The sequence below is a fragment of the Plantactinospora solaniradicis genome, from assembly GCF_042658085.1.
Lineage (GTDB): Bacteria > Actinomycetota > Actinomycetes > Mycobacteriales > Micromonosporaceae > Plantactinospora > Plantactinospora solaniradicis.
This window is the reverse complement of record NZ_JBHSPR010000032.1, coordinates 58,771-83,498: the sequence shown is the minus strand read 5'-3', so window position 1 is coordinate 83,498 and position 24,728 is coordinate 58,771. Positions and strand designations below refer to the sequence as shown.

At 71.9% G+C, this 24,728-nt stretch carries 23 protein-coding genes; 19 read left to right on the top strand and 4 right to left on the bottom strand.

Going from position 1 to position 24,728, the window contains the following annotated elements; all coding sequences use genetic code 11:
* The 9 genes from ACFP2T_RS29270 (at position 1) to ACFP2T_RS29230 (ending at position 10,369) form a co-directional block, all read left to right on the top strand.
* Positions 1-774 carry an ATP-binding cassette domain-containing protein gene (locus ACFP2T_RS29270; protein WP_377427228.1) on the top strand — a complete coding sequence of 258 codons (774 nt, stop codon included), beginning with the start codon at positions 1-3 and terminating at the stop codon, positions 772-774.
* A complete protein-coding gene (gene phnE, locus ACFP2T_RS29265) occupies positions 764-1,672 on the top strand; it encodes a phosphonate ABC transporter, permease protein PhnE (RefSeq protein WP_377427226.1) in 909 nt (302 codons plus the stop codon). The genes ACFP2T_RS29270 and phnE overlap by 11 nt, the downstream gene beginning before the upstream one ends.
* Positions 1,673-1,768: 96 nt before the next feature.
* On the top strand, positions 1,769-2,521 hold the full coding sequence (locus tag ACFP2T_RS29260) for an ABC transporter ATP-binding protein (RefSeq protein ID WP_377427223.1): 753 nt from the start codon (positions 1,769-1,771) through the stop codon (positions 2,519-2,521).
* Entirely contained in the window at positions 2,518-5,046 is a 2,529-nt protein-coding gene (locus ACFP2T_RS29255) for an ABC transporter permease (protein ID WP_377427221.1), read from the top strand. The genes ACFP2T_RS29260 and ACFP2T_RS29255 overlap by 4 nt, the downstream gene beginning before the upstream one ends.
* Before the next feature lie 45 nt (positions 5,047-5,091).
* Positions 5,092-6,315 (top strand): sensor histidine kinase, encoded by a 1,224-nt coding sequence (locus tag ACFP2T_RS29250; protein WP_377427218.1) that lies wholly within the window; start codon positions 5,092-5,094, stop codon positions 6,313-6,315.
* Positions 6,303-6,947 (top strand): response regulator transcription factor, encoded by a 645-nt coding sequence (locus ACFP2T_RS29245; RefSeq protein WP_377427215.1) that lies wholly within the window; start codon positions 6,303-6,305, stop codon positions 6,945-6,947. The genes ACFP2T_RS29250 and ACFP2T_RS29245 overlap by 13 nt, the downstream gene beginning before the upstream one ends.
* 263 nt (positions 6,948-7,210) lie before the next feature.
* Entirely contained in the window at positions 7,211-8,458 is a 1,248-nt protein-coding gene (locus ACFP2T_RS29240; RefSeq protein WP_377427213.1) for an MFS transporter, read from the top strand.
* Positions 8,459-8,567: 109 nt separating this feature from the next.
* Positions 8,568-9,311: a cation efflux transmembrane domain-containing protein gene (locus ACFP2T_RS29235; protein WP_377427210.1), complete on the top strand. Its 744-nt coding sequence runs from the start codon at positions 8,568-8,570 to the stop codon at positions 9,309-9,311.
* 170 nt (positions 9,312-9,481) lie between these two features.
* Positions 9,482-10,369, top strand: coding sequence for a sigma-70 family RNA polymerase sigma factor (locus ACFP2T_RS29230; protein ID WP_377427208.1), 888 nt, complete (start codon positions 9,482-9,484; stop codon positions 10,367-10,369).
* 34 nt (positions 10,370-10,403) lie between these two features.
* Here ACFP2T_RS29230 and ACFP2T_RS29225 read toward each other — a convergent pair whose 3' ends face one another.
* Together ACFP2T_RS29225 and ACFP2T_RS29220 are read right to left on the bottom strand one after the other, a co-directional pair.
* Positions 10,404-10,961, bottom strand: a complete 558-nt coding sequence (locus tag ACFP2T_RS29225; protein WP_377427205.1) for a hypothetical protein — start codon at positions 10,959-10,961, stop codon at positions 10,404-10,406.
* Between the two features lie 41 nt (positions 10,962-11,002).
* Positions 11,003-12,208 carry a hypothetical protein gene (locus ACFP2T_RS29220; RefSeq protein WP_377427203.1) on the bottom strand — a complete coding sequence of 402 codons (1,206 nt, stop codon included), beginning with the start codon at positions 12,206-12,208 and terminating at the stop codon, positions 11,003-11,005.
* Between the two features lie 323 nt (positions 12,209-12,531).
* Here ACFP2T_RS29220 and ACFP2T_RS29215 point away from each other — a divergent pair, with 323 nt between their 5' ends.
* The 8 genes from ACFP2T_RS29215 (at position 12,532) to ACFP2T_RS29180 (ending at position 20,548) form a co-directional block, all read left to right on the top strand.
* Positions 12,532-14,772: a glycoside hydrolase domain-containing protein gene (locus tag ACFP2T_RS29215; protein WP_377427201.1), complete on the top strand. Its 2,241-nt coding sequence runs from the start codon at positions 12,532-12,534 to the stop codon at positions 14,770-14,772.
* Positions 14,773-14,801: 29 nt separating this feature from the next.
* Positions 14,802-15,836, top strand: coding sequence for a hypothetical protein (locus ACFP2T_RS29210; protein WP_377427198.1), 1,035 nt, complete (start codon positions 14,802-14,804; stop codon positions 15,834-15,836).
* A gap of 72 nt (positions 15,837-15,908) precedes the next feature.
* Entirely contained in the window at positions 15,909-16,256 is a 348-nt protein-coding gene (locus ACFP2T_RS29205) for a hypothetical protein (protein WP_377427195.1), read from the top strand.
* Between the two features lie 129 nt (positions 16,257-16,385).
* Positions 16,386-16,970 (top strand): TetR/AcrR family transcriptional regulator, encoded by a 585-nt coding sequence (locus ACFP2T_RS29200; protein ID WP_377427192.1) that lies wholly within the window; start codon positions 16,386-16,388, stop codon positions 16,968-16,970.
* On the top strand, positions 16,967-17,806 hold the full coding sequence (locus ACFP2T_RS29195) for an alpha/beta fold hydrolase (RefSeq protein ID WP_377427191.1): 840 nt from the start codon (positions 16,967-16,969) through the stop codon (positions 17,804-17,806). The genes ACFP2T_RS29200 and ACFP2T_RS29195 overlap by 4 nt, the downstream gene beginning before the upstream one ends.
* Positions 17,807-17,911: 105 nt before the next feature.
* A complete protein-coding gene (locus tag ACFP2T_RS29190; RefSeq protein WP_377427188.1) occupies positions 17,912-19,003 on the top strand; it encodes a winged helix DNA-binding domain-containing protein in 1,092 nt (363 codons plus the stop codon).
* Positions 19,004-19,226: 223 nt separating this feature from the next.
* Positions 19,227-19,793: an RNA polymerase sigma factor gene (locus tag ACFP2T_RS29185; protein ID WP_377427185.1), complete on the top strand. Its 567-nt coding sequence runs from the start codon at positions 19,227-19,229 to the stop codon at positions 19,791-19,793.
* A complete protein-coding gene (locus tag ACFP2T_RS29180) occupies positions 19,778-20,548 on the top strand; it encodes a hypothetical protein (RefSeq protein WP_377427183.1) in 771 nt (256 codons plus the stop codon). The genes ACFP2T_RS29185 and ACFP2T_RS29180 overlap by 16 nt, the downstream gene beginning before the upstream one ends.
* A gap of 90 nt (positions 20,549-20,638) precedes the next feature.
* Here the strand turns inward: ACFP2T_RS29180 and ACFP2T_RS29175 are convergent, their stop codons facing one another.
* Both ACFP2T_RS29175 and ACFP2T_RS29170 read right to left on the bottom strand, forming a co-directional pair.
* A complete protein-coding gene (locus ACFP2T_RS29175; protein ID WP_377427180.1) occupies positions 20,639-21,544 on the bottom strand; it encodes an AraC family transcriptional regulator in 906 nt (301 codons plus the stop codon).
* Between the two features lie 78 nt (positions 21,545-21,622).
* On the bottom strand, positions 21,623-22,798 hold the full coding sequence (locus tag ACFP2T_RS29170) for a serine hydrolase domain-containing protein (protein WP_377427178.1): 1,176 nt from the start codon (positions 22,796-22,798) through the stop codon (positions 21,623-21,625).
* 108 nt (positions 22,799-22,906) lie between these two features.
* On the opposite strand from ACFP2T_RS29170, the gene ACFP2T_RS29165 reads away from it, so the two are divergent.
* Positions 22,907-24,052, top strand: coding sequence for a sensor histidine kinase (locus ACFP2T_RS29165; protein ID WP_377427175.1), 1,146 nt, complete (start codon positions 22,907-22,909; stop codon positions 24,050-24,052).
* The gene (locus ACFP2T_RS29160) at positions 24,040-24,687 is read left to right on the top strand and encodes a LuxR C-terminal-related transcriptional regulator (protein ID WP_377427172.1); all 648 of its coding nucleotides are present in this window, start codon (positions 24,040-24,042) and stop codon (positions 24,685-24,687) included. The genes ACFP2T_RS29165 and ACFP2T_RS29160 overlap by 13 nt, the downstream gene beginning before the upstream one ends.
* Positions 24,688-24,728 lie beyond the last annotated feature (41 nt).

Below are 24,728 nucleotides of genomic sequence, written 5' to 3'. Positions count from 1 at the left end.
ATGGGTGACCACGGCGGCACCGAGGCGGACCGGGTCGGCGGCGGGGTGGAGGTCGTACTCCGCGGGGTCACGGTGACCTTCGACAGCCGGGCCGAACCCGTGCTCGACCGCCTCGACCTGCGGGTGGCGGCCGGTGAGGCGGTCGCCCTGCTCGGGTCGTCAGGCGCGGGCAAGAGCACGCTGCTCCGGGTACTGCTCGGCGCGGTGCGGCCGGTCGCCGGGCAGGTCCGGGTCGGCGGGTTCGACCCGTTCGGCACGCCCACCGAGGTACGGCGACTGCGCCAGGCGGCCGGGTTCGTCCGGCAGCGCGACGACCTCGTACCGGGCCTCACCGCCCGGACGAACCTGCTGATCGGGCAGGCCGCGCGATGGCGGCTGCCGGACTGGCTGGCGGTGCTCCGGGGTACGGTGCCGGCGCGCTACGCGGCCCGGGTCGACACGCTGGTCGGCCGGCACGGCATCGCACACCTGCTCGGGCGCCGGGTCGAACACCTCTCCGGTGGTCAGCGACAGCGCGTCGCGCTGGTCAGGGCGCTGCTCGGGCAGCCGCGACTGCTGCTGGCCGACGAGACGACCTCGGGCCTGGACCCGGTACGGGCCGAGGCGGCGATCGCGGACCTGCGGAGCGCGGGTGAGGCGACCCTGCTGGTGGCGACCCACGACGTGGCGCTCGCCGGCCGGTTCCCCCGGGTGGTGGCGCTGCGCGACGGGCGGATCGTGCACGACGGCCCGCCCCCGGACGCGGCGACGATGGAGCTGATCTATGCCGCCTGAGCTGGAGACCGAGGAACCGATCCGGCCGACGCCCGACCGGGGCGTCGGCGAACGCCCGCTCGGCGCCCTTCCCCGGGCGCCCATGCGCACCCTCCGCTGGCTGACGTACCTGGGTGTCGCCACCCTCGCGCTCTGGTCGCTGTCGGCGACCGGGGTCGGGATCGGCCCGCTGGTGGCGGGGCGGGAGGGTATCGCCCGCCTGGTCTCCGGGCTGTTCCCGCCCGATCTGGATCCGGCACTGCTGCGCCGGATCGGCACCGCCGTACTGGAGACGATCCAGATCTCGGTGTCGGCGCTGGTGCTGGGCGCGCTGCTCGGGCTGCCGCTGGCGGTGTTGATCGCCGGCAACGTCCGGGCACCGCGCTGGCTGGCGCTGGCCGCCCGTGGCCTCGGTACGGTGCTGCGCGGCGTACCGGAACTGCTCTGGGCGTTGCTGTTCGTCGCCGCGGTCGGCCTCGGCCCGACCGCCGGGGTGTACGCGATCAGCCTGCACTCGGCGGGCATGCTGGCCAAGCTCTGCTCGGAACAGATGGAGGCCGTCGACCCGGCCCCGGTCGAGGCGGTACGGCTCACCGGCGCCTCCCGGACCGCGACCGCGCTGCTCGCGATCGCGCCGCAGGCCCGGGGCACCATCGCCTCCCAGTTGCTCTACCAGTGGGAATGCAACGTCCGCAGCTCTGTGGTGATCGGTTACGTCGGTGCCGGCGGCCTCGGCCAGGAACTCGGGGTCGCGTTGCACCTGTTCCGCTACCAGGAACTGGCCACCCTGATGGCCGCGGTGCTGATCCTGGTGCTGCTGGTCGACGGTCTCTCGGTGCTCGTCCGGCGGCGGCTCGGGGTCGCGGCCGGGCTGGCCGACGACTGCGAACGCCCCCGCTACCGCCAGCTCTGGCGCTGAGGCGCGCCGACGGGCCTAGTGGTAGGGCAGGCCCTACCAGCGAGATCCAAGGTCGCCATGTGTTGTGGCGCGGCCTTTCCGACCAGGCTGATGACCATGGAAAACACGGGTACGCCGGCTGCTCTGGGCCGGCCGGTGGTCGAGGTCGTCGACGTGGTGAAGAGTTATCCGGGCGCCGGGGTACAGGCGCTGCGCGGCGTCTCGGTCGCGTTCGCGGCCGGCACGTTCTGCGCGGTGATGGGACCCTCCGGGTCCGGCAAGTCGACGCTGCTGCACTGTGCCGCCGGGCTGGACCGGCCGGACACCGGGCGGGTGCTGCTCGCCGGGCAGGAGATCGGCGGGCTCCGGGAGCCGAGGCTGACCCAGGCACGCCGCCGCCGGGTCGGGTTCGTGTTCCAGGCGTACAACCTGATGGACTCGCTGTCGGTGTGGCACAACGTACTGCTGCCGCAGCGGTTGGCCGGGGTCCGGCCGGACCGGGCCTGGGCCCGGGAGGTGCTCCGCCGGGTGGGGCTGGACGGCCGGGAGAACGACCGGCCCGGCCAGCTCTCCGGCGGGCAGCGGCAGCGGGTCGCGCTGGCCCGGGCCCTCGCCGGCCGCCCCGAAGTGATCTTCGCCGACGAGCCGACCGGGGCGCTCGACCTGTCGACCGGGCGGGAGGTGCTCGGGCTGTTGCGGGAGGCGGTGGACGACGTCGGTACCGCGGTGGTCATGGTCACCCACGACCCGGCCGCTGCGGCCTGGGCCGACCGGGTCGTGTTCCTCGCCGACGGCCGGACCGTCGCCGAACTGGCCGACCCGACGGCGGAGAAGGTCGCGACCCAGATGATGGCGGTGAGCGTCCGATGATCAGGCTCGCTCTCGGCACGCTGCGCCGGCACCGGGGCAGCTACCTCGGCACGTTCTTCGCCGCGTTCCTCGCCGTCGCGCTGCTGGCCGGCGCCGGACTGCTGCTGTTCTCGGTGCTCGCCGCGAAGCCACCGGCCGACCGGTTCGGCGCCACCACCGCGATGGTCTCCGGCGACCGCCAGGTCACCCTCCAGAGCGTCAAGAAGAAGAAGGACAAGGTCAAGACCAAGACCAAGACCGAACGACTGACCGGCGCCGGCACTCTCCCCGTCGAGCTGGTCGGGCGGATCGCCGGGCTGCCCGGGGTCGGAAAGGCCGTCCCGGACGCCGCGTTCCCGGTGGCGCTGACCGTTGCGTCCGGCGCGGCGGTGCGCGGCGCCGAGGACGCGCCGGTGATCGGGCACGGCTGGGCGTCCGCGGCCCTCACCCCGTACCGGCTGCGGGCCGGGGTGGCGCCGGAGCGCGGCGAGGTGGTGCTGGACGCCGACCTCGCCGCCCGGTCCGGTGTCGGCGTGGGTGGTTCGGTCACGGTCACCACCAGGACCGGAGTACGGCCGATGCGGGTCGCCGGGGTGGCGGCCCCCGCCGGCCGGAACGGGCTGCCGGCCCAGGGCGCCCTGTTCGTCAGTGACGCCGAACTCGGCGCGGTCTCCGGGCTGGCCGGACCGACCGCGGTCGGGGTCTTCGCCGCGTCCGGCGCGGACCGGGCGGCGCTGCTCTCGGCGGTACGGGCCGAGGCGGGCGACGCGCCCGTGCTGACCGGAGCGGACCGGGTCCGGGCCGACCTGCCCGGGGCGCTGCCGGACTACATCGGCCCGATCTCGATCTTCGGATTCGTGCTCGGCATCACCGGCTTCGCCGCGGTGTTCGTGCTCACCGGTACGGTCGCCCTCGGCGTACGGCAACGGCTGCGTGAGCTGGCCCTGCTGCGTACGGCCGGAGCCACGCCGACCCAGCTGCGCCGGCTGCTCGGGCTGGAGAGCGTCCTGCTCGCCCTGGCGGCGGCGGTACCGGCACTACCCCTCGGGGTGCTGGTCGCACACCTGGTCGCGGCCCGGTTCCGGACCCTCGGCGCGGTACCGAGACAGTTCACCGTGCAGGTCAACGTGCTGGTCCTGCTCTGCGCCGTACTGGCCGGGGTGTTGCTGACCTTCGTCGCGGCCCGGCTCGCCGGCCGCCGGGCGGTACGGATCGCTCCGACCCAGGCCCTCGCCGAGACGGCCACCGCGCCATCGGGCGGGATCCTGCTCCGGGTGCTGCTCGCGGTCCTCCCGGTCGGCGGTGCCGTCGCGGTGCTGATCTTCGTGCCGTTGGGCGGGGACCTGGGGATGGGGATGGGCTTCGTCTCCTGTGCGCTGCTGCTCTGCGGGGTCGCCGCGCTCGGGCCGATCGTGGTCCGGCTGCTGGTCGCCCCGGTCTCGCGGCTGGCCGGACTCTCCGGCGCGACGGGTCGGCTCGCCGGTGCGATCACCCGGGTGGAGAGCCGTCGGGTGACCGGGGTGGCCGTGCCGCTGGTCCTGATGTTCGCGATCAACGCCACCATGCTGCTCAACGGCGCACTGCTGGTCCGGCTGACCGGCGCCGAGCAGCAGGCCCGGAACGCCGCCGCGACCGCCCAGGTCACCGGGGTGGCCGGGGTTCCGCTCGACACCGTCGAGCGACTCGTCGCGCTGCCCGGCGTCACCGGGGCGGCGGCGACGCTGCCGACGAGGGCGATCGTCGACACCGGTGGCAAGCCGGAGGACTATCCGGCGCAGGGGCTGCTGCGTGCCGGTGCCGAGCCGGCGCTCGAGCTGGACGTCCGGGCGGGCGAGCTGGCCGGGGACGGCACCTTCGCCGCGAGCCGGCTCCTCGCCCAGGCCCGGGGCTGGCAGGTCGGGGCCGAGGTGCCGATCTGGCTGGCCGACGGATCCCCGGTCACGTTGCGGCTCTCGGCGATCTACCAGCGGTCCCGGGGCTTCGGCGACCTCGTCCTGCCGGCCCGGCTGGTCGCGGAGCACGATCCGCGCGGGCTCGCCGCCGCGATCGCGCTGCGCTACGACGGCGACGTGGCCGAACGGATCCGTTCCGGCTGGCCGGAGCTGCGGCTGACCCCGACCGTCGACGCACCCGCCGCCGGGGACGCGGACAACCAGCAGGGCGCCTGGGAGCTGATGGTGGTGATCTCGCTCGGCTTCACCGCCATCGCGGTGGTCAACACCTTCGCGATCGCCACCGCTGCCCGCCGCCGGGAGTACGCCGGACTGCGGCTGGCCGGCGCGACCGCCGGCCAGGTACACCGGCTGGCCACCCGGGAGGCGGCGATCACCGTCGCGGTGGGACTGCTGCTCGGCTGCGCGGTCACGTCGATCGTGGTGGGCGCGTTCAGCACCGCCCAGGACGGGACGTTCCGGTTGATCGTCGACCCCGGGACGTACGCCGGGATGCTCGGCGGGGTCGCCGCGCTGGGCCTGCTCGCCGGGGCGCTGCCGGCCCGGTTCGTGGTCCGCCGCCGGAGCCTGCCGGCCGTTACCGACGCGAGCTGAGCCGTGCCGACCATGGCCCGTGCCGTCCGGACTACCATCTTCGCGGTGGGAAAAGCGACGGCACGGGCCCTGGCGTACCTGGCCAGCGGCCTCGTCGCCGGTGCCGTCGACCTGGCCTGGAGCCTCGCCGCGGTGCTCGGGGTCGGGCTCCTCTCGATCACCCAGCTCGGCGGGCCGGCCTTCCTCGGCGCCGCCTGGCTGACCCGCCGGCTGGCGACCGTCGAACGGCACCGGGCCGGCTGGATACTGGGCGAGCCGATTCCGGCGCCGTACCTGCCGGCCGGCGGGGGCTCGATCCGGCAGCGGGTCGCCGCGATCGGCGCCCAGCCCGCAACCTGGCGGGACCTCGCCTGGCTGGTACTGCTCTTTCCGATCGGGCTGGCCGGCGGCATCGCCGGAATCGTGATCGCCGTCGTCGACCTCGCCGCGATCGTGGCGCCCGCCTGGGCCTGGGCGGTGCCCAACCCGCACGCGCCGTTCCCGATGCGCCCGCTGATGACGACCACGCCCGGCCGGTTCGGGCTGACCCTGATCGGGCTGCTGCTGCTACCGGTGGCCGGCTGGCTGCTGCGTACGCTGGCCCGGCTCACGGTCGCCGTCGCCCGCGCCCTGCTCGCCCCGGGGGCGCACCGCCGGCTGGTGGAACGGGCCACCCGGCTCGCCGAGACCCGGGCCCGGGTGGTGGACGCCCAGGCCGCGGAGTTGCGCCGGATCGAGCGCGACCTGCACGACGGGGCGCAGGCCCGGATCGTCGCCGCCGGGATGACCCTCGCGCTGGCGGCCCGGAAGCTGCGCGGTGGTGCAGCGGCGGACACCGACGTCGAACTCGCCCGCCGGCAGCTCGACGACGCGCTCGCCGAGCTGCGCCGGCTGGTCCGGGGCATCCATCCGCCGATCCTCACCGACCGGGGCCTGCACGCGGCCCTGGCCGCGCTCGCCGCCGACAGCCCACTCCGGGTGGACCTGCGCGGCGACCAGTCCGACCGGTACCCGGCGGCGGTGGAGTCGGCGGCGTACTTCGTGGTGGCCGAGGGGCTCACCAACGCCGGCAAGCACGCCGACGCGGATGCCTGCCGGATCGACCTGGTCCGCACCGCCGACACGATCTCCGTCACCCTCACCGACGACGGCCAGGGCGGTGCGGACCCGGCCGGTCCCGGGCTCGACGGGCTGCGCCGCCGGGTCGAGGCGTTGGACGGCACGCTCACCCTGACCAGCCCGCCGGGCGGCCCGACCATCCTGCACGCGGAGTTCCCATGCGCATCGTGATCGCCGAAGACCTGCTCCTGCTGCGCGAGGGCGTGGTACGGCTGCTCACCGACACCGGGCACACGGTGGTGGCGGCGGTGGACAACGCGTCCGCGCTGGAGGACGCCGTCACCGAACACCGCCCGGACCTGTCCATCGTGGACGTACGGCTGCCGCCGGGCTTCCGCGACGAGGGGCTCCGCGCCGCCCTGCGGATCCGGGCGGCCGACCCCGACGCCCGGGTCCTGATCGTCTCCCAGTACGTCGAGCGGGCCTACGCCGCGGAACTGCTCGCCGACGGCCGGGGTGGAGTCGGCTACCTGCTGAAGGACCGGGTCACCGCGCTCGACGACTTCCTCGACGCCATCGAACGGGTCGCCGCCGGCGGCACGGTGATGGATCCCGAGGTGGTACGCCAACTCTTCGCCCGGAACAGCCGCAGCCGAGGCATCGGCGCACTCACTTCCCGGGAACGGCAGGTCCTCGACCTGATGGCGCAGGGGCTGTCCAACTCCGCGCTCTGCGCGACCCTGGTACTGGCGCCGGTGTCGGTGGAGAAGCACATCACGAACATCTTCGCCAAGCTCGACCTGCCGCCGGCCGACGACTCGCACCGCCGGGTCCGGGCCGTCCTGGCGTACCTCAACCGGTGAGGTGGATACCTGAACCGGTGATCGTGCCGGCACGCCGGCCGGCTGGTTCCCCGGCCGGCGATCGGGCCTCGGTTATCGGCCGATAACGGACCACCGCGGGTCGGCCGCCGCCGTGACGCTCTACTTTGGGAAGGACGGCGAAGGGGAGTGGTCGAATGGGTCCGAGCGATCCGGGTGCGCTGGCGCTGGCGGTGACCGGTGTCGGCGGGCGGCTCCCCGATCCGTTACCCCTGCCCGCCGTCGGCGGCTGCCCCGGCTGATCCATGCCGGGTACGGCGGGCACCGGAGCTTCCGTACGCACCGACGGGAGGGTCGGCACCGAGCGGATCCGCCGCTGGCCGATCGTCGCCACCCTCGCCCTCAGCACCACCGTCGGGTACGGCGTCCTGCACTACGCCTTCGCCGTGCTGCTGGGACCGATCGCCCGCGACCTCGACGCGAGCACCACCGCCGTCACCGGCGCGCTGACCGTCTCGGTCCTGGCCACCGCGGTCGCGGCGGTTCCGGTCGGGCGCTGGTTGGACCGTCGGGGCGGACGTGGACTGATGACCGTCGGCTCGATCGTCGCCGCGGTGCTCGTCCTCGCCTGGTCGCGGGTCGACAGCCTGGCCGCGCTCTACCTGGTCCTGGCCGGCATCGGGCTCACCGGCGCGATGACGCTGTACGGACCGGCCCTCGCCGTCGTCGTCACCTGGTTCCCCGAGCCGGATCGCCGGGGCAACGCCCTGCTCGCCGTCACCGTGGTCGCGGGCTTCGCCAGCACCATCTTCATGCCGCTGACCGGCTACCTCACCGCCCAGTACGGCTGGCGGAACACACTGCTGATCCTGGCCGCCATCTACGCCACCATGACCGTTCCGGGGCACTGGCTGGTCGTGCGGCGGCCGTCGTACCCCGGCCGGGACGGCACGACGGCCAGGCCGCGCCGGTCGCTTCGGGCGGTGGCCACCGACCGCCGTTTCTGGATCCTGGCGTTGGTCTTCGTCGCACACCTCACCGCGACCGCCACGATCAGCGTGCATCTCGTCAGCTACCTGGTCGAACGTGGCCACCCGACGACCTTCGCCGCCACCGTCGCCGGTCTGCTCGGCGTGCTGTCCGTGACGGGCCGGTTGACGCTGACCACGGTGTCCCGCCGGTTCCGGGTCACCTCCGTGGTGGCCGTCGTCTTCCTGGTCCAGGGGGTCGGCGCGTTGGCACTGGCGGTCGTGGCGGACAGCCCGGCCGGGGCGATCGTCGCGGTCCTCCTCTTCGGGATCGGGTTCGGTGTCGCCGCCGTCGCCCAGCCGGCGCTGGTCGCCGACATCTACGGCACCGCCGTCTTCGGCACCGTCTCGGGGATGCTCGCCGTGCCGGTGACCCTGGCGAAGGCGACCGCGCCGGTGGCGGCCGCAGCGGCCCGGACCGGCACCGGCAGCTACCTGCCGGTCCTGATCGGCGTCGCCGTCGCCTGCGTGGTCGCCGCGGTGGGTGCAGGGGTCAGTGGGCGGTACCTGCCCCGGCGATACTGATCCGGGTGGTCACGGGATACAGCCGCCACTTAATACACTATCCACTGTACAGTCGAGGCCGTGCAGACGATGGCGTGCCGGTGGGCGTCCGGCAACTCGGGTACCGCTGATGGGTGACGCGCCGGTCCCGCTCCCACTGGTCCCGGCCGGTCCCGCGCCCGCGCGCCGCGCGGTCCTCGCCCGCCGGATCCGGCTGCTCGTGGCGGCCACCATCACCTACAACATCGTCGAGGCGGTCGTCGCGATCACCGCCGGCACGATCGCCTCGTCCACCGCGTTGGTCGGATTCGGTCTCGACTCGGTCGTCGAGGTCTCCTCCGCCGCCGCGGTCGCCTGGCAGTTCGCCGGCCCGAACCCACAGGCCCGGGAGAAGGTCGCGTTGCGGGTGATCGCGGTCTCCTTCTTCGCCCTCGCCGCCTACGTCACTGTCGAGTCCGTGCGTGCGCTGCTCGGCTCGGCCGAAGCGGAACACTCCAGCGTCGGGCTGACACTGGCCGCCGTCTCACTGGCCGTGATGCCGGTGCTGTCGTACGCCCAGCGGCGCGCCGGCCGTGAGTTCGGGTCCCGCTCCGCCGTCGCGGACTCGAAGCAGACCCTGCTCTGCACCTACCTGTCCGCGGTGCTGCTGGTCGGACTCGGCCTGAACAGTCTGCTGGGCTGGAGCTGGGCGGATCCGGTCGCCGCGCTGGTCATCGCCGCGGTCGCATTGCGGGAGGGTCGGGACGCGTGGCGCGGCGACGCCTGCTGCGCCGTCGCCAGTACCCCGAGCAACACCGGTCCGGCACCGGCCGCCGGGGCGGACGCGGGCTGCTGCGGACCGGGTTGTGCCTGCGGCCGCCCGACGCAGCCGTAGAGCGGCGGAACAGCCGCGAGAGCGGCGTCGTCGGGCGGTCATCGCAAGATCCTGCCGGCGAATATGATCGTCCTGATGTCGTGGGGCACGGCGTACTCCTCAGGTTCGCTGCTCACCCGCCGGTTCCGCCGGCTCGGTGATGGGACCGACGGCGACGGGGAGGGTCACCGATGGGCGAGCACGACCGGTTGGCAGAGCGCTTCGAGGTCCATCGCACTCACCTGCGGGCAGTGGCCTACCGGATGCTCGGCTCGGGCAGCGACGCCGACGACGCGGTGCAGGAGAGCTGGCTACGGCTCAGCCGCACCGACGTCAGCGAGATCGAGAACCTGGGCGGCTGGCTCACCACGGTCGTCTCGCGGATCTGTCTGAACATGTTGCAGTCGCGCCGTTCCCGACGCGAGGAACCACTCGACGCGTACGGGGCCGAGGCCCCGCCGAGCATGTCCGCGACGGCCGGGACCGATCCGGAGAACGCGGCGCTACTGGCCGACTCGGTCGGATCCGCGCTGCTCGTGGTGCTCGACACACTGGCTCCGGCCGAGCGGGTGGCGTTCGTCCTGCACGACATGTTCGCGGTGCCCTTCGACGAGATCGCGCCCATCCTCGAACGCGCCCCGGCCGCCACCCGACAACTCGCCAGCCGGGCCCGGCGCCGGGTCCGGGAGACGGGCCAGGGATCGGACGGCGCCACCGATCTGGCCCGGCGGCGCGAGGTCGTCGCGGCCTTCCTCACCGCGGCCCGCAACGGTGACTTCACCGCGCTGCTCGCCGTGCTCGACCCGGAGGTCGTACTCCGGGCCGACGCCGCCGCCGTCAGGGCGGGCGCGGCGGGCGAGGTCCGGGGCGCGACGTCCGTGGCGGACGCCTTCTCCGGGCAGGCCCGGGCGGCACGACCGGTCCTGGTCGACGGGGCCGCCGGTGCCGTGTGGGCGCCGGGTGGACGGCCTCGGGTCGTGATCACCTTCGCGATCACGGATGGGCGGATCGTCGCGATCGACCTGGTCGCCGAACCCGAGCACCTGGGGCGGCTCGACCTGGAGTTTCCCGACAACTGACGGCGGAAGTCGTTGACGGCCCCTCGTTCCCAGGTCAGTCCCCGGTAGGCCCTCCGGCGCGTGCCGCGTCCCGCAGCCAGGCAGCCGCCTCCGCCGCACCGGGACAGTCCCCGGCCGAGACGGCATCGGCGAGTGCGCGCAGTTGCTCCGCCGGCAACTCCGTGGCGACGCCGCTGACGAACCGCAGGCGTACGACGACGCCACCGGCCTGCGCCACGAGCGCCGAGATCGGTGGAGCCTTGGCGACCACGTCGATGCCCGGCACCGGGCCGACCTCCCGGCGCTGGAGATGGCGCAGCTCGACGGAGCGCGCGGCGGCCAGGTCGACGGTTCGGGTACGCAGTCCCCGCACGGTGAGCCGGGTACCGTCCAGCCAGGCGGCCGCCCGGACGACGAACACGACCATCAGCACGGTGGCAAGCAGCACCGGGCCGGCCAGGATCGCCGCCAGGACCGGGCCGGCCAGCGCGAAGCCGAGTCCGCCGAGTGCGGCCGCGACCAGGGACCCGAGCAGGGCGATCGTGCGCACCGGGCCCCTCCTGGCTCCGTCGAAGCCGACGGAGAGGCGCAGTCGGTGGGGCTCGGCCGTCATCTGGCCATGATCGCAGAGTCGCCGACCGGCAGGACGAACTGTTATTTGAGCGTCGAGCCCGTGACCGTCGGGTTCCGGGCGCCGAGGAAGAAGATGCCGGGGAAGCCTCGCGTCTCGAAGCCGTCGCTGGGATTGCGCCGCAGCGTCGATGCCTCGATCTTCATCGTGCCGGTCCGGTCGTTGCTGACGAAGAAGACCGCCCCGCCGCCCTCGTTGGCGCGGTTGTTCTCGATCACACTCCCGGCGATCGTCACCGTGAACCGGTTGCCGTCGGTGTAGATGGCACCGCCGCTACCGCCGCCGGGAGTGCCGCCCCGGGCCGGATTGGCACCCCGGCCGACCGCCCTGTTGTAGGTCAGCACGCTGTTGAGCACCACCCAGGAGACGCCGATGCTGCTCAGCGCGCCCCCGTTGGCACACGTGCCGCCCTGTCCGGAGGCGCCGCCGAAGGTGCTGTTGACGACGTACACCGGTAGCCCCTTGGACTGGCTCAGCACCCGGATCGCCGCGCCGCCCAGATCCGGACCGGTCTGGTCGCAGCGATTGCGGACGAACCGCGAGTTGACCACCTTGAACCGCCCGCCCCGGACGAAGATGGCCCCGCCGCCACCCCCCTCGGCCCGGTCGCCGGTGGAGTTGCCGTCGGCGAAGGTCAGGTTCTGCACGGTGAGCTGTGGATGGTCCTGGTCCTGGCAGTGCGAGGTGGTCCAGCCCTGCGCCTCGTCACAGGTGTTCATGTAGAGGATCCGGCGCTTGCCCCCACCCGAGAGCGTCACCTTGCCGCCACCGTCGAGCACGATCCGGGGACCGGTCGAGTTCCGGATCTTCGCGGTGGCCTTCATGGTGATGGTCACCGGAGCGGGGCCGCAGGAGAAGGTGATGATGCCGCCCCGGGCGACCGCCGCGACCACCGCCGCCGAGGTACAGCTCCCGGGGGTGCCGTTGCCGATCACCCGGCTCGGTTTCGTCGTGTTCACCGCGCGGGCCTCGGCGGGCACGTTGGCCCGGCCCTTCGGGTTGCCGGGCCGGGGCAGGGCGGCCACCGGTCTGGTCGTGGCAGACGGCTTGGCGGTCGGCGACGGCCCGGCCGGGGTCGACGGGGAGGGCGTCGCCGATGCGCTCGTGGCGTCCGTGGGTGCCGGTGCGGCGCCCGCCGCCCGCTCCGCCGGCGACGAGCCGCAACCGGTCAGGGCGGTGGCGGCGAGCAGCCCGGCCACGATCAGGGCGGAGGTGGTCTTGATGCGCACCGCCAGATGGTAGGTCCCGGTGTCCGGCCGGCCGACCCGGGCGGTGCCGGCTTAAGGAAGTCTTCAGACCCGGCCGGGCGGCCGACCTCCGGCTGGTCGGCGGTCATTTGCCGACTTTGTACACGTAGGGCATCGCCCGTCTTCGATTCGCGTTAGCCTCCTCGTGGTCGGCGGCGGCTGCCGGCTATGACGAAACGGGGATTTGCATGGTCGACCAAATGGTCCTCAGGGCACAACGCTGGGTCAATGCCACCTATTCTTCGGTGGCCGGCTACAACCCGTGTGTCGAGGACGGCCGCACCGGCTGGGACACAATGTATTCGTTGACCCGCGCACTGCAGCACGAGTTGGGAATCACCGCTCTCTCCGACAACTTCGGTCCGACCACCTATTCGAGGCTGGTCGCCTACGGCAATGTCGGGATCGGCTCGTCCAACCTGAACATGCGTCGCATCGCCGAGGCCGCCCTCTACTGCAAGGGATACAGCGGCGGCAACATCGACGGCTCCTTCGACGTGGCCACCCAGACCGGGCTGACCTCTGCGGTCAGGAACATGGGTCTCCCGATCGTCACCGTCGTCACGGACGTGACGCCGAAGGTGTTCAGGGCACTGCTGAACATGGACGCGTACGTGATCGTCAACGGCGGGAGTGAGCCGGTACAGGTCTGCCAACGCTGGCTCAACGGGGCGTACGTCGGGCGTGGGCAGTTCTACATCGGGCCGTGTGACGGGCACTTCTCCCGCAACGTCCAGGTCGCCCTCGTCTACGCGATCCAGTACCAGTTGGGAATGACCGACAGCCAGGTCACCGGTTACATCGGGCCCGGCACGATCGCCGGACTGAAGTCGCAGGCCATCGTGGGTAACGGCTCGCAGGACAGCGGTCCGACCGGCTGGGTGCGGCTCTTCCAGTGCGCACTGGCATTCAACAACTACGGCAACCGCTGGGGCGAGGGTGGCGGCACGTTCAATGCCGACATGGAACGCATCGTCAAGGTCTTCCAGCGATTCTGCATGCTGCCCGAGAGCGGGATGGGCGACTACCAGACCTGGATGTCCCTGCTGGTGTCGACCGGTGACCCGGACCGGCGGGGCAAGGCGATCGACTGTGCGATTCCGCTCAACTCCACCACCATCAGAACGGTCAAGCAGCACGGCTACGAAATCGTCGGGCGCTATCTGACCGGCGGCACCAACAAGGTGCTCACCCACTCCGAGATCGCGCTCATCACCGACAACGGGATGTCGTTCTTCCCGCTGTACCAGGAGTGGGGCGACGCGGTGCAGTACTTCGACTACAACCAGGGCTTCGCGGCCGGTCAGGCGGCCTGCACCGCCGCTCGCGGCTTCGGCATCCCGTACGGCACCGTCCTCTACTTCTCGGTCGACTTCGACGCACTCGACACGGAGATCACCAGCGCGGTGATCCCGCACTTCAGGGGCGTACGCGACGCGGTGGCCGCCGACGGGGGCCAGTACGCGGTCGGCGTGTACGGCTGTCGCAACACCTGCATCCGGTTGACGAGCGAGGGGCTGGCCAGCCGCAGCTTCGTCAGCGGCATGTCCACCGGCTACAGCGGCAACCTGGGCTACCCGTTGCCCGACAACTGGGCCTTCGACCAGATCAAGAACATGGTGCTGTCACCCGGGACGGCCGGCGCGGTCGAGATCGACAACAACATCGTCTCCGGCCGTGACCTCGGCATCGACAGTGTGACCAGGCCACGCGACCCCAACGACGGCTTCTACACCATGCTGATCTGGCTGGAAGCGCGCGCCGGACAGTGGCGTGAGCAGGGGCACCTGGCCAGGTCGGCGCCGGAACTGGTCGCCCAGTTCCTGCGGATGAGGTCCAACGAGTTCGGATTCCGAGGCTCGGGCACGGTGTTCGGGGAACTCGACTCCGGCTTCATCGATTTCGTCCGTGGCTATCCCGGCCGCCCGGACGACCGGCCGCTGCGGGACCCGAAATACCTGTGGGACTCCGACGTCGACCACTTCGGCGCCTCGTTCGGCGCCGTGCTCAACCACGGCATCCCGAACCCCAACAACACCGTCAACCTCGCCGACTTCGGCACCTGGGGCGGAGACGTGCTGAGCGTTCTCGGCCAGTTCGTGCAGAGCGGCCTGCCGAACTCGCAGGCCTACGAGTTCGCGGTGGAGCGGCTGGCCACCAAGGCGGACAACTCCTATCTTTCGCTCAGCGACTACATGGCCGACGTCGACGCCTGGGTCATCGGGCAGCAGAGCAAGGCGAATCCGTCCATTCCGCTGTCGACACTGTTCAAGCAGGAGTACGCGACGCCGGACACGGCGCACAACCGCTATGCCGGCTTCTTCGCGCGCCGGTTCAGCCTCAACGCCAACCTGGCCAAGGTCGTGGCGGGGAACATGTTCAACCAGACCGGCGACGCCGAGACGGCGCTGATCAGGGACGCGTTCTGGTTCGACCAGTTCGGCAGCATCACCAGCCTCCTCCCTCCGTTGGTTGCCGGCGAGGCGCGTGACGGTGTCGCGCAGGCGTTCGCGGACCTCGTCGTCAAGTTCGCCAGCGCCCAGTGACGTCGCCTGATCAGGAAGGGCATATTGCCATGCACACTCCTCGCGTCTCCCGGCGTCAGGTCCTGACGTTCGCCGGGCTCACCCTCGGCGTCGGCGTCATCGAGTTCGCCGGCCAGCCCGCGCCGGTCGCCGGGGCGCCCGCGGGCCAGGAGCCGACCCTGGAGCCGGTCGGCGACCAGCCGGTGGCGGTGCTGTCCGGTGACGGCGCCGCGCCCGCCGCCTGCCCCCGGCAACTCGCTGTCAAGGTGGTACGGGACGCCGCGCTTCCGGCCGGGGCCCAGCTCACCGTGACGTTCGATCCGCGCCTGTTCGTCCCGCTCTCCTCGGCGGTCGTCAGCCTCGGCGGACGGATCGTCGCCGCCGACAGTGCCATCGCCACCGACCCGGCGACCGGCGCACACACCTGCACCGTCACGCTCGCCGACGCGGTGCCGGCCACCGGTGACCTCGTCGCGGTGCTGGCCACCGGCCGCCCGTTGCACTATCCACGGGACCTCGTCCGGCAACCGTCGGCACCGACCGCGAGCCTGCGGCGGGCCGGCAAGCCGGACACCGCGCGGCGGAGCCTGCAACCCCGTCGCCCGTCGGCGTTCGGCGGGCCCGCGACGCCGTGGGGCATCGAGCTGGACGGCGGTTGGGGCCGGCAGACCTGGGGCGAGAACGACAGGTTCTGCTACTACCACCCGTTGCGGGTCACGATGCACAGCGTCGGGCCGGGCCGGGCGCCCGTTCCGGCGTCGTTCGCGGTGTCGGTCGATCCGCAACTGGTCCGGGAGATCAGCGTTGCCTCGGTCCGGCTGAACGACAAGCCGTACAAGGGAAAGACCAGGCTGACGGATACGACGCGGACGGACTCGCTGTACCGGAGCAGCTGGCTGGTGCCGATCCGGCTGGCGCCGGAGGACGTCCTCGACGTCGAACTCCGAGTCTCGACGCTCACCCCGTCCGGCGCGCTGACGACGATCAAGCATCCCGTCGTCGGCCTGACGGCGTTGGGCGCCGACGTCGCCCAGCGGCTCACCGGCAAGGACGCATTCACCAGAGCCGACTCGGTCTGGCAGTGAGGCAGCGGCGGCGGCTGACATAATTGCCGTCGGTAGGGCACCTCATCGGGGCGGGGGTAGGCCGTGGAGTGGGTGGCATCCAATCCCGTCGCCTGGATTGTGCCCGGCCTGCTCGTCGGGGCCTGGATCGCGCTCTGGCTGCTGAGACGCCCGGTGCGGCCGTGGTTCTTTCTCGCCGCGGCCGTACTGGCGGTGTTGTGTTTTCCCGCCGGGATGCTCGCCGGCCGCGCGGAGCTGGCGGGGCTGAGCTGTACGCCGGACAACCTCTGCTTCTCGGCCGATGAGGTCGACTGGTGGCTCAACGGTCTGCTCGGCCTCCTGACCACGTGCGCGCTGGCCGTTCTCACCCCGTTGGTCGATCTCGTGCTTGCCCTGGTCCGGCGGGAATCCGGCGATTCCGCCGCCGACCAGAAGCCCTGACCAGGTCCCGGCGCGTCCTGATCGATCTTCCCGGTATCGCCGGCGAGACCCGCTCGCTGCTGACGCACACTAAGTGATATCTTAGGGCTCCTAAGATCGTTACTAGTGCCTGGAAGGTCGGTGCGCCGGATGCCGAGGCAGGGTCTGACGAGCGAGCGTGTCTCGGCCGCCGCGGCCGATCTGGCGGACGCCGTCGGGTTGTCGCGGTTGACCGTCGCGGCGGTCGCCCGGCACTTCGGGGTCTCGGATGCCGCCCTGTACGTGCATGTCCGGAGTCGCGACGCGTTGATCGAGCAGGTCGCCGTCCGGGCGGCGGCCACGTTCGCCGACGGGTTGGCGCTCGCCGTCGCCGGTCGGGCCGGCAGACAGGCCCTCGTCGGATTCGCCGACGCCTACCGCACCTTCGCGGTGGCGCATCCCGGGCAGTACGCCGCGACCCAACTTCAGTTGCCGCGCGAGGTCGGCACGAGGTCGACGGGGCATCTGCGCTTGATCGAGCTGAGCTACGCGATGCTTCGCGGGTACGGGCTCGACGAGCCGGAGCTGACCGACGCGATGCGTTTCGTGCGGAGCACCTTCCACGGCTTCGCGAGTCTCGAAACCGTCGACGGATTCGGGCATCCGCGCGATATCGACGAGTCGTGGAGCCACATCCTCGACGCGGTACACACCACTCTGAGCAACTGGCCGACCGGAACGAAGGAACGACAATGATCAGTCACGAGAGCCACGACCAGTACGTCAGCTCGGAGGACGGCACTCGTCTGGTGATCCGGCGCGTGGGTTCGGGCGATCCCGTCGTCCTCGTACACGGCTCGGGAGGTGGGCTGCGTTCCTGGGCCGCCGTCGCCGACCAGCTCGCCCACGATCACGAGGTGTGGATGCCGGCCAGGCGCGGATATGGTCCCAGCGACGTCCCGCCCGGACGCAAGTCGTTCAAGGACGAGAGTGCGGACCTGGCCGCGGTGATCGAGGCGGCGCGGGAGTCCTCGGGTGGGCCGGTACATCTCGTCGGTGCCTCCTACGGAGCGACCCTGTCGTTGCACACCGTGTCGACAGATCCCCGCCACGTGCGTTCGCTGGCCCTCTTCGAGCCCCCGCTCTTCGCGGCGGGGCCGGAGACCGTACCCATGCTCGACCGGTACCGTTCGGCCTTCGACCGGGACGATGCCCAGGAGATGGCCGCGGCACTGAACGACGTGACCCGGGTTCCGGCGAAGATCGTCGCGGCATTCGCCGCCGCGGCGGGCGACCGTACGCCGGACCCGGTCGAGGCGCGGCGCTCGGCGATCGGCTGGCTGCACGACCTCGAAGCGCTCGCCGAGGACAGCACGGACGTCGCCCGATGGTCCTCGATCACCGTGCCGACCCTGCTGATGCAGGGCGCCGACACCTGGGAACCGATGCCCACCACGATGAACGCCCTCGCGACGACGATTCCGGGAGCGCGCCGGATCATCTGGCAGGGGCAGTCCCACTTCGTGACCATGACGGCCCCCACGTTGGTCGCCGACGCCCTGCGCCAGTTCTTCGCCGAGGTCCCGGCGTAGCCGGACGGCGTCCGGACTCCTGGTCACGAGCGGCGGTGGACCGAAACGTTCCACCCTCCCGGCGGCGCGGCGGACGGTGTCCGGGGTGCCGCCTAGGGTGAACGCATGGTCGATCGTCGCCAGGTGATGAGATTCCGGGTTCGGGCCCAGCAGCTCGACCGAGCCGGAGGCACGCTCGGCGACACCGCCGTGCTCGACATCGGCGTGCAGGACACCGGTCCGGACGGCGCCGGGTGGGCGCTGGCCGCGCGCGGGGTCGACATCACGGCGCTGTCCGGCAACGATCTCGTCCTGCTGTGGACCGTGCGAGGCGCCCCCCACCTCTACCGCCGTGCCGACGTGGGGAGGGTCGCGGCCGCGGTCGAGCCCTTCTCCGAGTCCGACGCCGGCAAGCGGATCTACGATGCCGCCAAGCCGTTGAAGGCCGCCGGCATCGACAACCTCGCCGCTCTCGACCTGGTGGCCGGGCACATGCGGGCCATCGTCACCGAACCGACGGTCAAGGGTGACGCCTCCGGCCGCCTGGCCGAGCTGGTGACCGAGCCGTACCTGCGATCCTGTCGCGCGTGCGACGCCATCCACATCTACGAGATGCCGTTCCGGTTGGCCGCCCTGCGGGCCGGTCTGGAGTTGCGGCTCGGCACCTCGCCTCCGGTCCTGGAACGCATCACCGGGTTCAGGAAGGCGGCAATCGCGGGCGACAGGTTCGACCTCGTCCGGGCCTATCTTCGGCTGCTCGGCCCGGCCACCCCGAAACACGTCGCCGACTATCTCGATGCGCCGGTGAAGGACGTGAAGGCGCGCTGGCCGGAGGACGTGGTCGAGGTGACGGTCGACGGGGAGCCGCGCTCACTGCTGGCCGCCGACGAGACGGCGCTGGAATCGGCCGACGCCGGTGTGACCCGCCTCCTCGGCCCGTACGACCTCTTCCTCCAGGCCAAGGACCGGTCGACCCTGGTCGTCGAGGCCGCCCGGGCCAAGGAGTTGTGGCCGGTGCTCGGTCGGCCGGGCGCCGTACTGGTCGACGGTGAACTGGTCGGCAGCTGGCGCCCCCGCAAGTCGGGCAGGAAGCTGACGGTTGCCGTCCGGCCCTGGCGCAAGCTGTCGGGCGCCACCCGCAAGGCCATCACCGCACAGGCCGAACACCTCGCCGCGTACCGTGCCGCCTCGCTCACCGGCATCGACTTCGCCGATTGATCTGTGCCCCGGCCCACCGGGGCCGACCCGGCCTGCGGCAACGGCCCGACCGGGAGCCACAATCACCATGAGTCACCCGAATTAAGGACGGGATGGTGACATTCCGGCCATATCGCATGGAGGGCGCATGGCGGGTTGGTGCCGGTGGCCGACGAAAGTCGGGGTGTGACAGCCGGCGCCGAGCCGGACAGGTAGGGGGTATGGACGACGAAGGAAAACGCACATGAGCGGGGCCAGCCCCGGTGGGCGAGAGGAACGCTTCCGTGCCCTGCACCAAGACACATACGCCGACCTGCTGCGCTTCGTCGAGCGGAGGGTGCCGGGCAGCGAGGCGGAGGACGTCGTATCGACGGTCTTCCTGACGGCGTGGCGGCGCTTCGACGAGCTGCCGGACGACGCCCGGCCGTGGCTGTTCGCGGTGGCCCGCAAGACCATGGCGAACCGGACCCGGGGCTGGCTCCGGCGCCAGGCGTTGGACGTCCGGCTGGGGTCGTTGGAGACCCGGGAGCTGTCCGACGACTCCGCGAGCGCGGCGGTACGGATCGACCTGGAGCGCGCCTGGGAGGCCTTGAGCACGGCAGACCGTGAGGTTCTGGCGTTGGTCGCGTTCGACGGTCTGACGGCCGAGCAGGCGGCAGCCGTGCTGGGCTGCCGGAGGTCGACCTTTGCCATGCGGCTCGGCCGGGCGCGGAAACGCCTGCAGTCGGCCCTGGAGCCGCCCGGATCGGACAGCCGTTGGTCTCCCCGCCCCCACCCCCTGAAGGAGCAGCAGTCATGGACGCGCGCATGAAGGACCTGGAGCAACTGGCCGTTCTCGACCCGGCGCGGGGGCGTGAGCCCAGCGCGATGGAGTGGACGCGCTCACAGGCGTTCGTCGAGCGGGTGATGGCCGGTGAGGTCAATCCGCGATCGGCCCGGCGGCCGGTGGGACGCTGGCTGGCGGTGGGTGTCGCCGCAGCGGTGGCGGGTGCCGTCGGGGTAGTGGTCGCACCCGCGCTGTTGCCGGGCACGGCCCAGAAGGCGATCGCGTCCTGGACGGCCGAGCCCAGTTCGCGCACTGGTGAGCAGGTGCTGCCGCAGGCGCGGGAGTGTGCCGGCAACGACGTCGGGGGCAGTTCGTCGGCGGTGCAGCCGATGGACGTGCTCCTCGCCGAGCAGCGCGGGGTCGCGACGCTGCTCATCATGAAGAAGAGCAGCGGCACCATCGTCGAGTGCCTGAGCGTGGGGAAGGACCAACTCGCCTCGATGGGACTGGCCGACGGACGTCCTCTGCCGGCCCTGCCCGCCGGCACGGTCAACCTGGAGACGATGAGCTCCACCGGGAGCGGCGACAGCATGTGGTCGAACATCATCGGCCTGGTGGGTTCGGGCGTCACCGGGGTGGAGGTTCGTCTCGACAACGGCAGGGTCTTCCAGGCCAGTGTGAAGGCCGGCTGGTGGGCGGCCTGGTGGCCGGGACCCGAGGGCGGTGAGGTCGACCACCTGACGGTGATCGTGCACACCCCCACCGGGTCGACCAGCTACCGTCCTTCCGAACTGTCATGACCGCGACCCGGCTGCGGCGGCCTTTCGGGGCGCCGCAGCCGGGCCTGCTTCGCCCGGCCGTACCCGGTGTCGTGGTACCGAGAGTGGCCGTCACACCAGGGCTGTTGTGGTGCTGAGCGTCGCGTCGCGCAGCCGGGTGGCGTCCTGGCTGGGCGGTGCGCCGAACTGGCGACGGTACTCGCGGCTGAACTGGGACGGGCTGTCGTAGCCGACGCGGCGGGCGACGCCGGTGACGTCGTTGGGGTGGGTGGCGAGCAGCAGCCGGGCCTGCTGGAGCCGGATCTGTTTCTGGAATTGGATCGGGCTCATCGCGGTGACGGCCTGGAAGTTGCGGTAGAAGGCGGAGACGCTCATGCCCGCCAGCTGTGCCACGTCCTCGACCCGGAACGACTGCGGATAGTGGTCGCGGATCCACCGGACCGCTCGGGCGATGTGGGTGAGGCTGCTGTCGGCAAGGCCGAGCTGGCGGACCATCGCGTCCTGCTCCCCGGTGACGACCCGCCAGAGGATCTCCCGTTTGATCAGCGGAGCGAGCACCGTCATGTCACGCGGCCGGTCGAGCAGGCGCAGTAGCCGGACGACCGCGTCGAGGAGTTCGTCGGATGCCTCGTTGACGGCCATGCCGGGTGGGGCGCCGCCACCGGCGGGTGGGAGGTCTCCGGAGGCCGCCTGTAGCAACAGTTCGGCGACGGTGGCGGGGTGCAGGGTCAGGCCGAAGCCCAGTGCCGGCCGCTCGGGACTGGCCTCGGTGAAGTGGCCGGTGATCGGCAGGTCGACCGAGGCGACGAGGTACTGCCCGGCGCGGTACTCGTACACGCGGTCGCCCAGGGCGATCCGTTTCGCGCCCTGGGCGATCAGCGCCAGCACCGTGCCCGACATCGACGGCGACGGCGGACCGGGCCGCTCGACCTTCGAGACCAGGACGCCGTCGATGGCGGTGCGCTGGTCGGAGCGGGCGTGGCGGGCGAGCAACGCGCGTAGCTCGTCAAGGGCCATGGCTTGATTGAAGCACTAACCCGATAACCGCTGCAACGATAGGATCAGGCAAGAGCCGCCCCGCTCGGGCCCACCAGCTCAGGCCCACCCGCACAGCGCGTGGCCGACCAGCGTGTCGGTCGCGCGCTGCTGCCGGATGAAGTGCTCCGGCGAGCCGCCGAGCACGCTCGACATGGAGACCACCACGCTGCGCCGGCCGTCGGTGGTGATGCCGTTGTCGCCGATGTAGCCGCCGTCGCCGCCGCTGTGGCCCCAGTACGTGCCACCGCAGGGCAGTGGGCGCTGGAACAGGCCCAGGCCGTAGCGGGCACCGGGCAGGAGCTGCTCGACGTCCGGGCTGACCGGGATGGTGCGGGTCATCTCGGTCAGCTGCGCGGGGCGTAGCAACCGACCACCGAGCAGGGCGCGGAAGAAGCGGTTGACATCGTCCGTGGTGGCGATGATGGCACCCTCCGGGTCGGCCGAGATCTTGTCGGTGACGTCCACCAGCGTGGTCGTATCGAAGGGTTGGTACGCCCTGGCATGCGGCGACGGCAGCGTCGGCGAGTGTCCCGGCCAGAACGTGTGGTCGAGGCCGAGCGGCCGGATGATGCGACTCTCGACCACCTCGTGCCAGGGCCGCCCGGTGACCCGTTCGATGACCAGATCGGCCAGGACGTAGCCGGTGGTGGAGTAGCGCCACCCGGTGCCGGGCGCGAAGTCGGGCCGGTGCCGCACGGCGCGGGCCACCACCTGCCGGGGAGTGAGGATGTCGTACCGGTGCTGGTAGTACTCGGCGGCCGTCGAGTAGTCCGGGAAGTCGTCGTGGATCCCGCTGGTGTGCTGCAGGAGGTGGCGGATGGTGATCCGGCGGCCGTCGTTGCCGTTGCCCCGCACCAGGCCGGGCAGCCAGCGCTCGACCGTGTCGTCCAGGGACAGTCGGCCCTCGCCGACCAGCTGCAGGACCGTCGTGGCCACGAACGTCTTGGCGGTGCTGGCGATCCGGAAGTAGCCGTCGGGCGGTACCGGGCGTCCGGTGGCCAGCTCGGCGACGCCGCTGGTGGCGACGTGGTGCCGACCGTCGGGGGTGACCAGCCGGGCCTGCACGCCGGTGACGCCGAGGTCGTGGATCGCGGTGGCATGCTGCTGCAGGCGGATGCGGTCCGGTTGAGGACCGGTCGTACCGGCCCCGGCGATTCCGGCCGTGATCGCGGTGCCGGCGACGGCCGTCAGACCGGCCAGGGCGAGCGCTCCTCGTCGATGTAAAGATCTCATGGCCGTACGCTATTTGCGGTGGGAGCCCGGGCCGATACCCCGTACTGGCCAGGAAAAGCTACAGCTGGCTGTAGTGCCGTCCCGCCCCGGCCTGGCTATATGTTGAGCATGATGCGACTGGGCGGACGGTGGCGGCGCCCATGGCGTGCCACGACATACCTGCTCGGCACGCTGTCCACGGCGGTGCTGACGGTGTTCGCGCTGCCGCTGTTGTGCCATCCCGCGCTCCGGGGTCCATGGGCGCAATGGCATCAGCACCGCGCCGGCCGGCTGCTCGATGTGCCGGTCGCGCCCCGCGAGACCCCGGTGCGCCGGTATCTGCGCTGGTTGCTGGTCCACGTCACAACCGGTGTGCCGCTCGGCCTGGTCGCGTTGCTGGGTGTGGGCAACGCCCTGCTCGCCGCGGTCGTGACGCCGCTGTGGTGGGCGTTTCCGCCGGGCGACCCGCCGCGGCTGCTGATCGAGGTACCGGTGACCGGTTGGGACACGGCGCTGGCCCTGGGCCTGGCGCAGCTCGCGGTGCTCGCCGGTGCGGCGTACTGGATCCTTCCGCTGTTGGCGCGCGCCCACGCCAGGATCGGCCTGGCGGTGCTGGCACCGTCGACGGCCGAGCGGCTCGCCGACCGGGTCACGGTCCTCACCCGGACCCGGGCCGACGTGCTGGAGGCGCACGGCGCGGAACTGCGCCGGATCGAGCGGGACCTGCACGACGGTACCCAGGCCCGGCTGGTGGGCATCGCCGTGCGGCTGGCGTTGGCCCGCGAGGCGCTGCCCGACAGTTCCCCGTTCGTGGCGAAGCTGCTGCGGGAGGCGCACGAGGGGACCGAGGAGGCGATGACCGAGTTGCGCGACGTGGTTCGGACCATCTATCCGGCCATCCTGGCCGACCGCGGCCTCGCCGGGGCGTTGACGGCGGCGGCGGCCCGCAGCGGCGTACCGACCCGCGTCGACCTCGACGACCTCGGGCAGGTCCCCGCCGCGGTCGAGGCCGTGGCGTATTTCGCGGTCACCGAGGCGCTCGCCAACGTGGCCAAGCACGGACGCGCGACGCAGGTGCGGGTGCGCGTACGCCGGACCGGTGACCGGCTGTCCGTGATGGTCAGCGACGACGGCGTCGGGGGCGCCGACGAGCGGATCGGGACCGGGCTGGCCGGTATCCGTCGTCGGGCGCAGGCGCTCGACGGCACCGCGACCGTCAGCAGCCCGCCCGGCGGGCCGACCGAGATCTCCGTGGAGCTGCCGTGCGGGTGGTGATCGCCGAGGACAACGTGCTGCTGTCCACCGGACTCGAGCTGCTGCTGACCAGCAAGGGTTTCCAGGTCGCCGCCGTCACACCCGATGCCGACAGCTTCCTCGCGGCCGTCGACGAACACCGCCCCGACGCCACGATCGTCGACGTCCGGTTGCCACCGTCCTTCCGCGACGAAGGGATCCGGGCCGCGCTGGAGGCCCGTCGGCGCCGGCCGGACCTGCCGGTACTGGTGCTGTCCCAGTACGTCGAACAGCAGTACGCGGCGGAGCTGCTCTCCACCGCCCGTGGCGGCGTCGGTTACCTGCTCAAGGACCGCGTCAGCCGGGTGGACGAGTTCATCCATGCGCTGCACCGGGTGGCGGCGGGCGGCACCGCGTTGGACCCGGAGGTCGTCGCGCAGCTGCTCAGCCGCCGTGCCGGCGACCCCGTTGACGGCCTGACCCGCCGCGAACGGCAGATCCTCGCGGTGATGGCGCAGGGACACGACAACGCCACGATCGCGGCCCAGTTGTTCATCACCGAGAACGCGGTGCACAAACACATCGGGAACATCTTCACCAAGCTGGGCCTGGTGGCCACCGACAGCGGGCACCGCCGGGTCCTCGCGGTCCTCGCCTATCTCAACGGTCAGCGGTGACGTCGCGTGCCGGCCGGGTCGTGGCGTCGTCGGGGGAGTAC

Coding starts and splice junctions, on each gene's coding strand:
- ACFP2T_RS29270 (WP_377427228.1), top strand. CDS start 1: ATGGGTGACCACGGCGGCACCGAGGCGGACCGGGTCGGCGGCGGGGTG.
- phnE (WP_377427226.1), top strand. CDS start 764: ATGCCGCCTGAGCTGGAGACCGAGGAACCGATCCGGCCGACGCCCGAC.
- ACFP2T_RS29260 (WP_377427223.1), top strand. CDS start 1,769: ATGGAAAACACGGGTACGCCGGCTGCTCTGGGCCGGCCGGTGGTCGAG.
- ACFP2T_RS29255 (WP_377427221.1), top strand. CDS start 2,518: ATGATCAGGCTCGCTCTCGGCACGCTGCGCCGGCACCGGGGCAGCTAC.
- ACFP2T_RS29245 (WP_377427215.1), top strand. CDS start 6,303: ATGCGCATCGTGATCGCCGAAGACCTGCTCCTGCTGCGCGAGGGCGTG.
- ACFP2T_RS29240 (WP_377427213.1), top strand. CDS start 7,211: ATGCCGGGTACGGCGGGCACCGGAGCTTCCGTACGCACCGACGGGAGG.
- ACFP2T_RS29235 (WP_377427210.1), top strand. CDS start 8,568: ATGGGTGACGCGCCGGTCCCGCTCCCACTGGTCCCGGCCGGTCCCGCG.
- ACFP2T_RS29230 (WP_377427208.1), top strand. CDS start 9,482: ATGGGCGAGCACGACCGGTTGGCAGAGCGCTTCGAGGTCCATCGCACT.
- ACFP2T_RS29225 (WP_377427205.1), bottom strand. CDS start 10,961: ATGACGGCCGAGCCCCACCGACTGCGCCTCTCCGTCGGCTTCGACGGA.
- ACFP2T_RS29210 (WP_377427198.1), top strand. CDS start 14,802: ATGCACACTCCTCGCGTCTCCCGGCGTCAGGTCCTGACGTTCGCCGGG.
- ACFP2T_RS29200 (WP_377427192.1), top strand. CDS start 16,386: ATGCCGAGGCAGGGTCTGACGAGCGAGCGTGTCTCGGCCGCCGCGGCC.
- ACFP2T_RS29195 (WP_377427191.1), top strand. CDS start 16,967: ATGATCAGTCACGAGAGCCACGACCAGTACGTCAGCTCGGAGGACGGC.
- ACFP2T_RS29190 (WP_377427188.1), top strand. CDS start 17,912: ATGGTCGATCGTCGCCAGGTGATGAGATTCCGGGTTCGGGCCCAGCAG.
- ACFP2T_RS29185 (WP_377427185.1), top strand. CDS start 19,227: ATGAGCGGGGCCAGCCCCGGTGGGCGAGAGGAACGCTTCCGTGCCCTG.
- ACFP2T_RS29180 (WP_377427183.1), top strand. CDS start 19,778: ATGGACGCGCGCATGAAGGACCTGGAGCAACTGGCCGTTCTCGACCCG.
- ACFP2T_RS29175 (WP_377427180.1), bottom strand. CDS start 21,544: ATGGCCCTTGACGAGCTACGCGCGTTGCTCGCCCGCCACGCCCGCTCC.
- ACFP2T_RS29170 (WP_377427178.1), bottom strand. CDS start 22,798: ATGAGATCTTTACATCGACGAGGAGCGCTCGCCCTGGCCGGTCTGACG.
- ACFP2T_RS29165 (WP_377427175.1), top strand. CDS start 22,907: ATGATGCGACTGGGCGGACGGTGGCGGCGCCCATGGCGTGCCACGACA.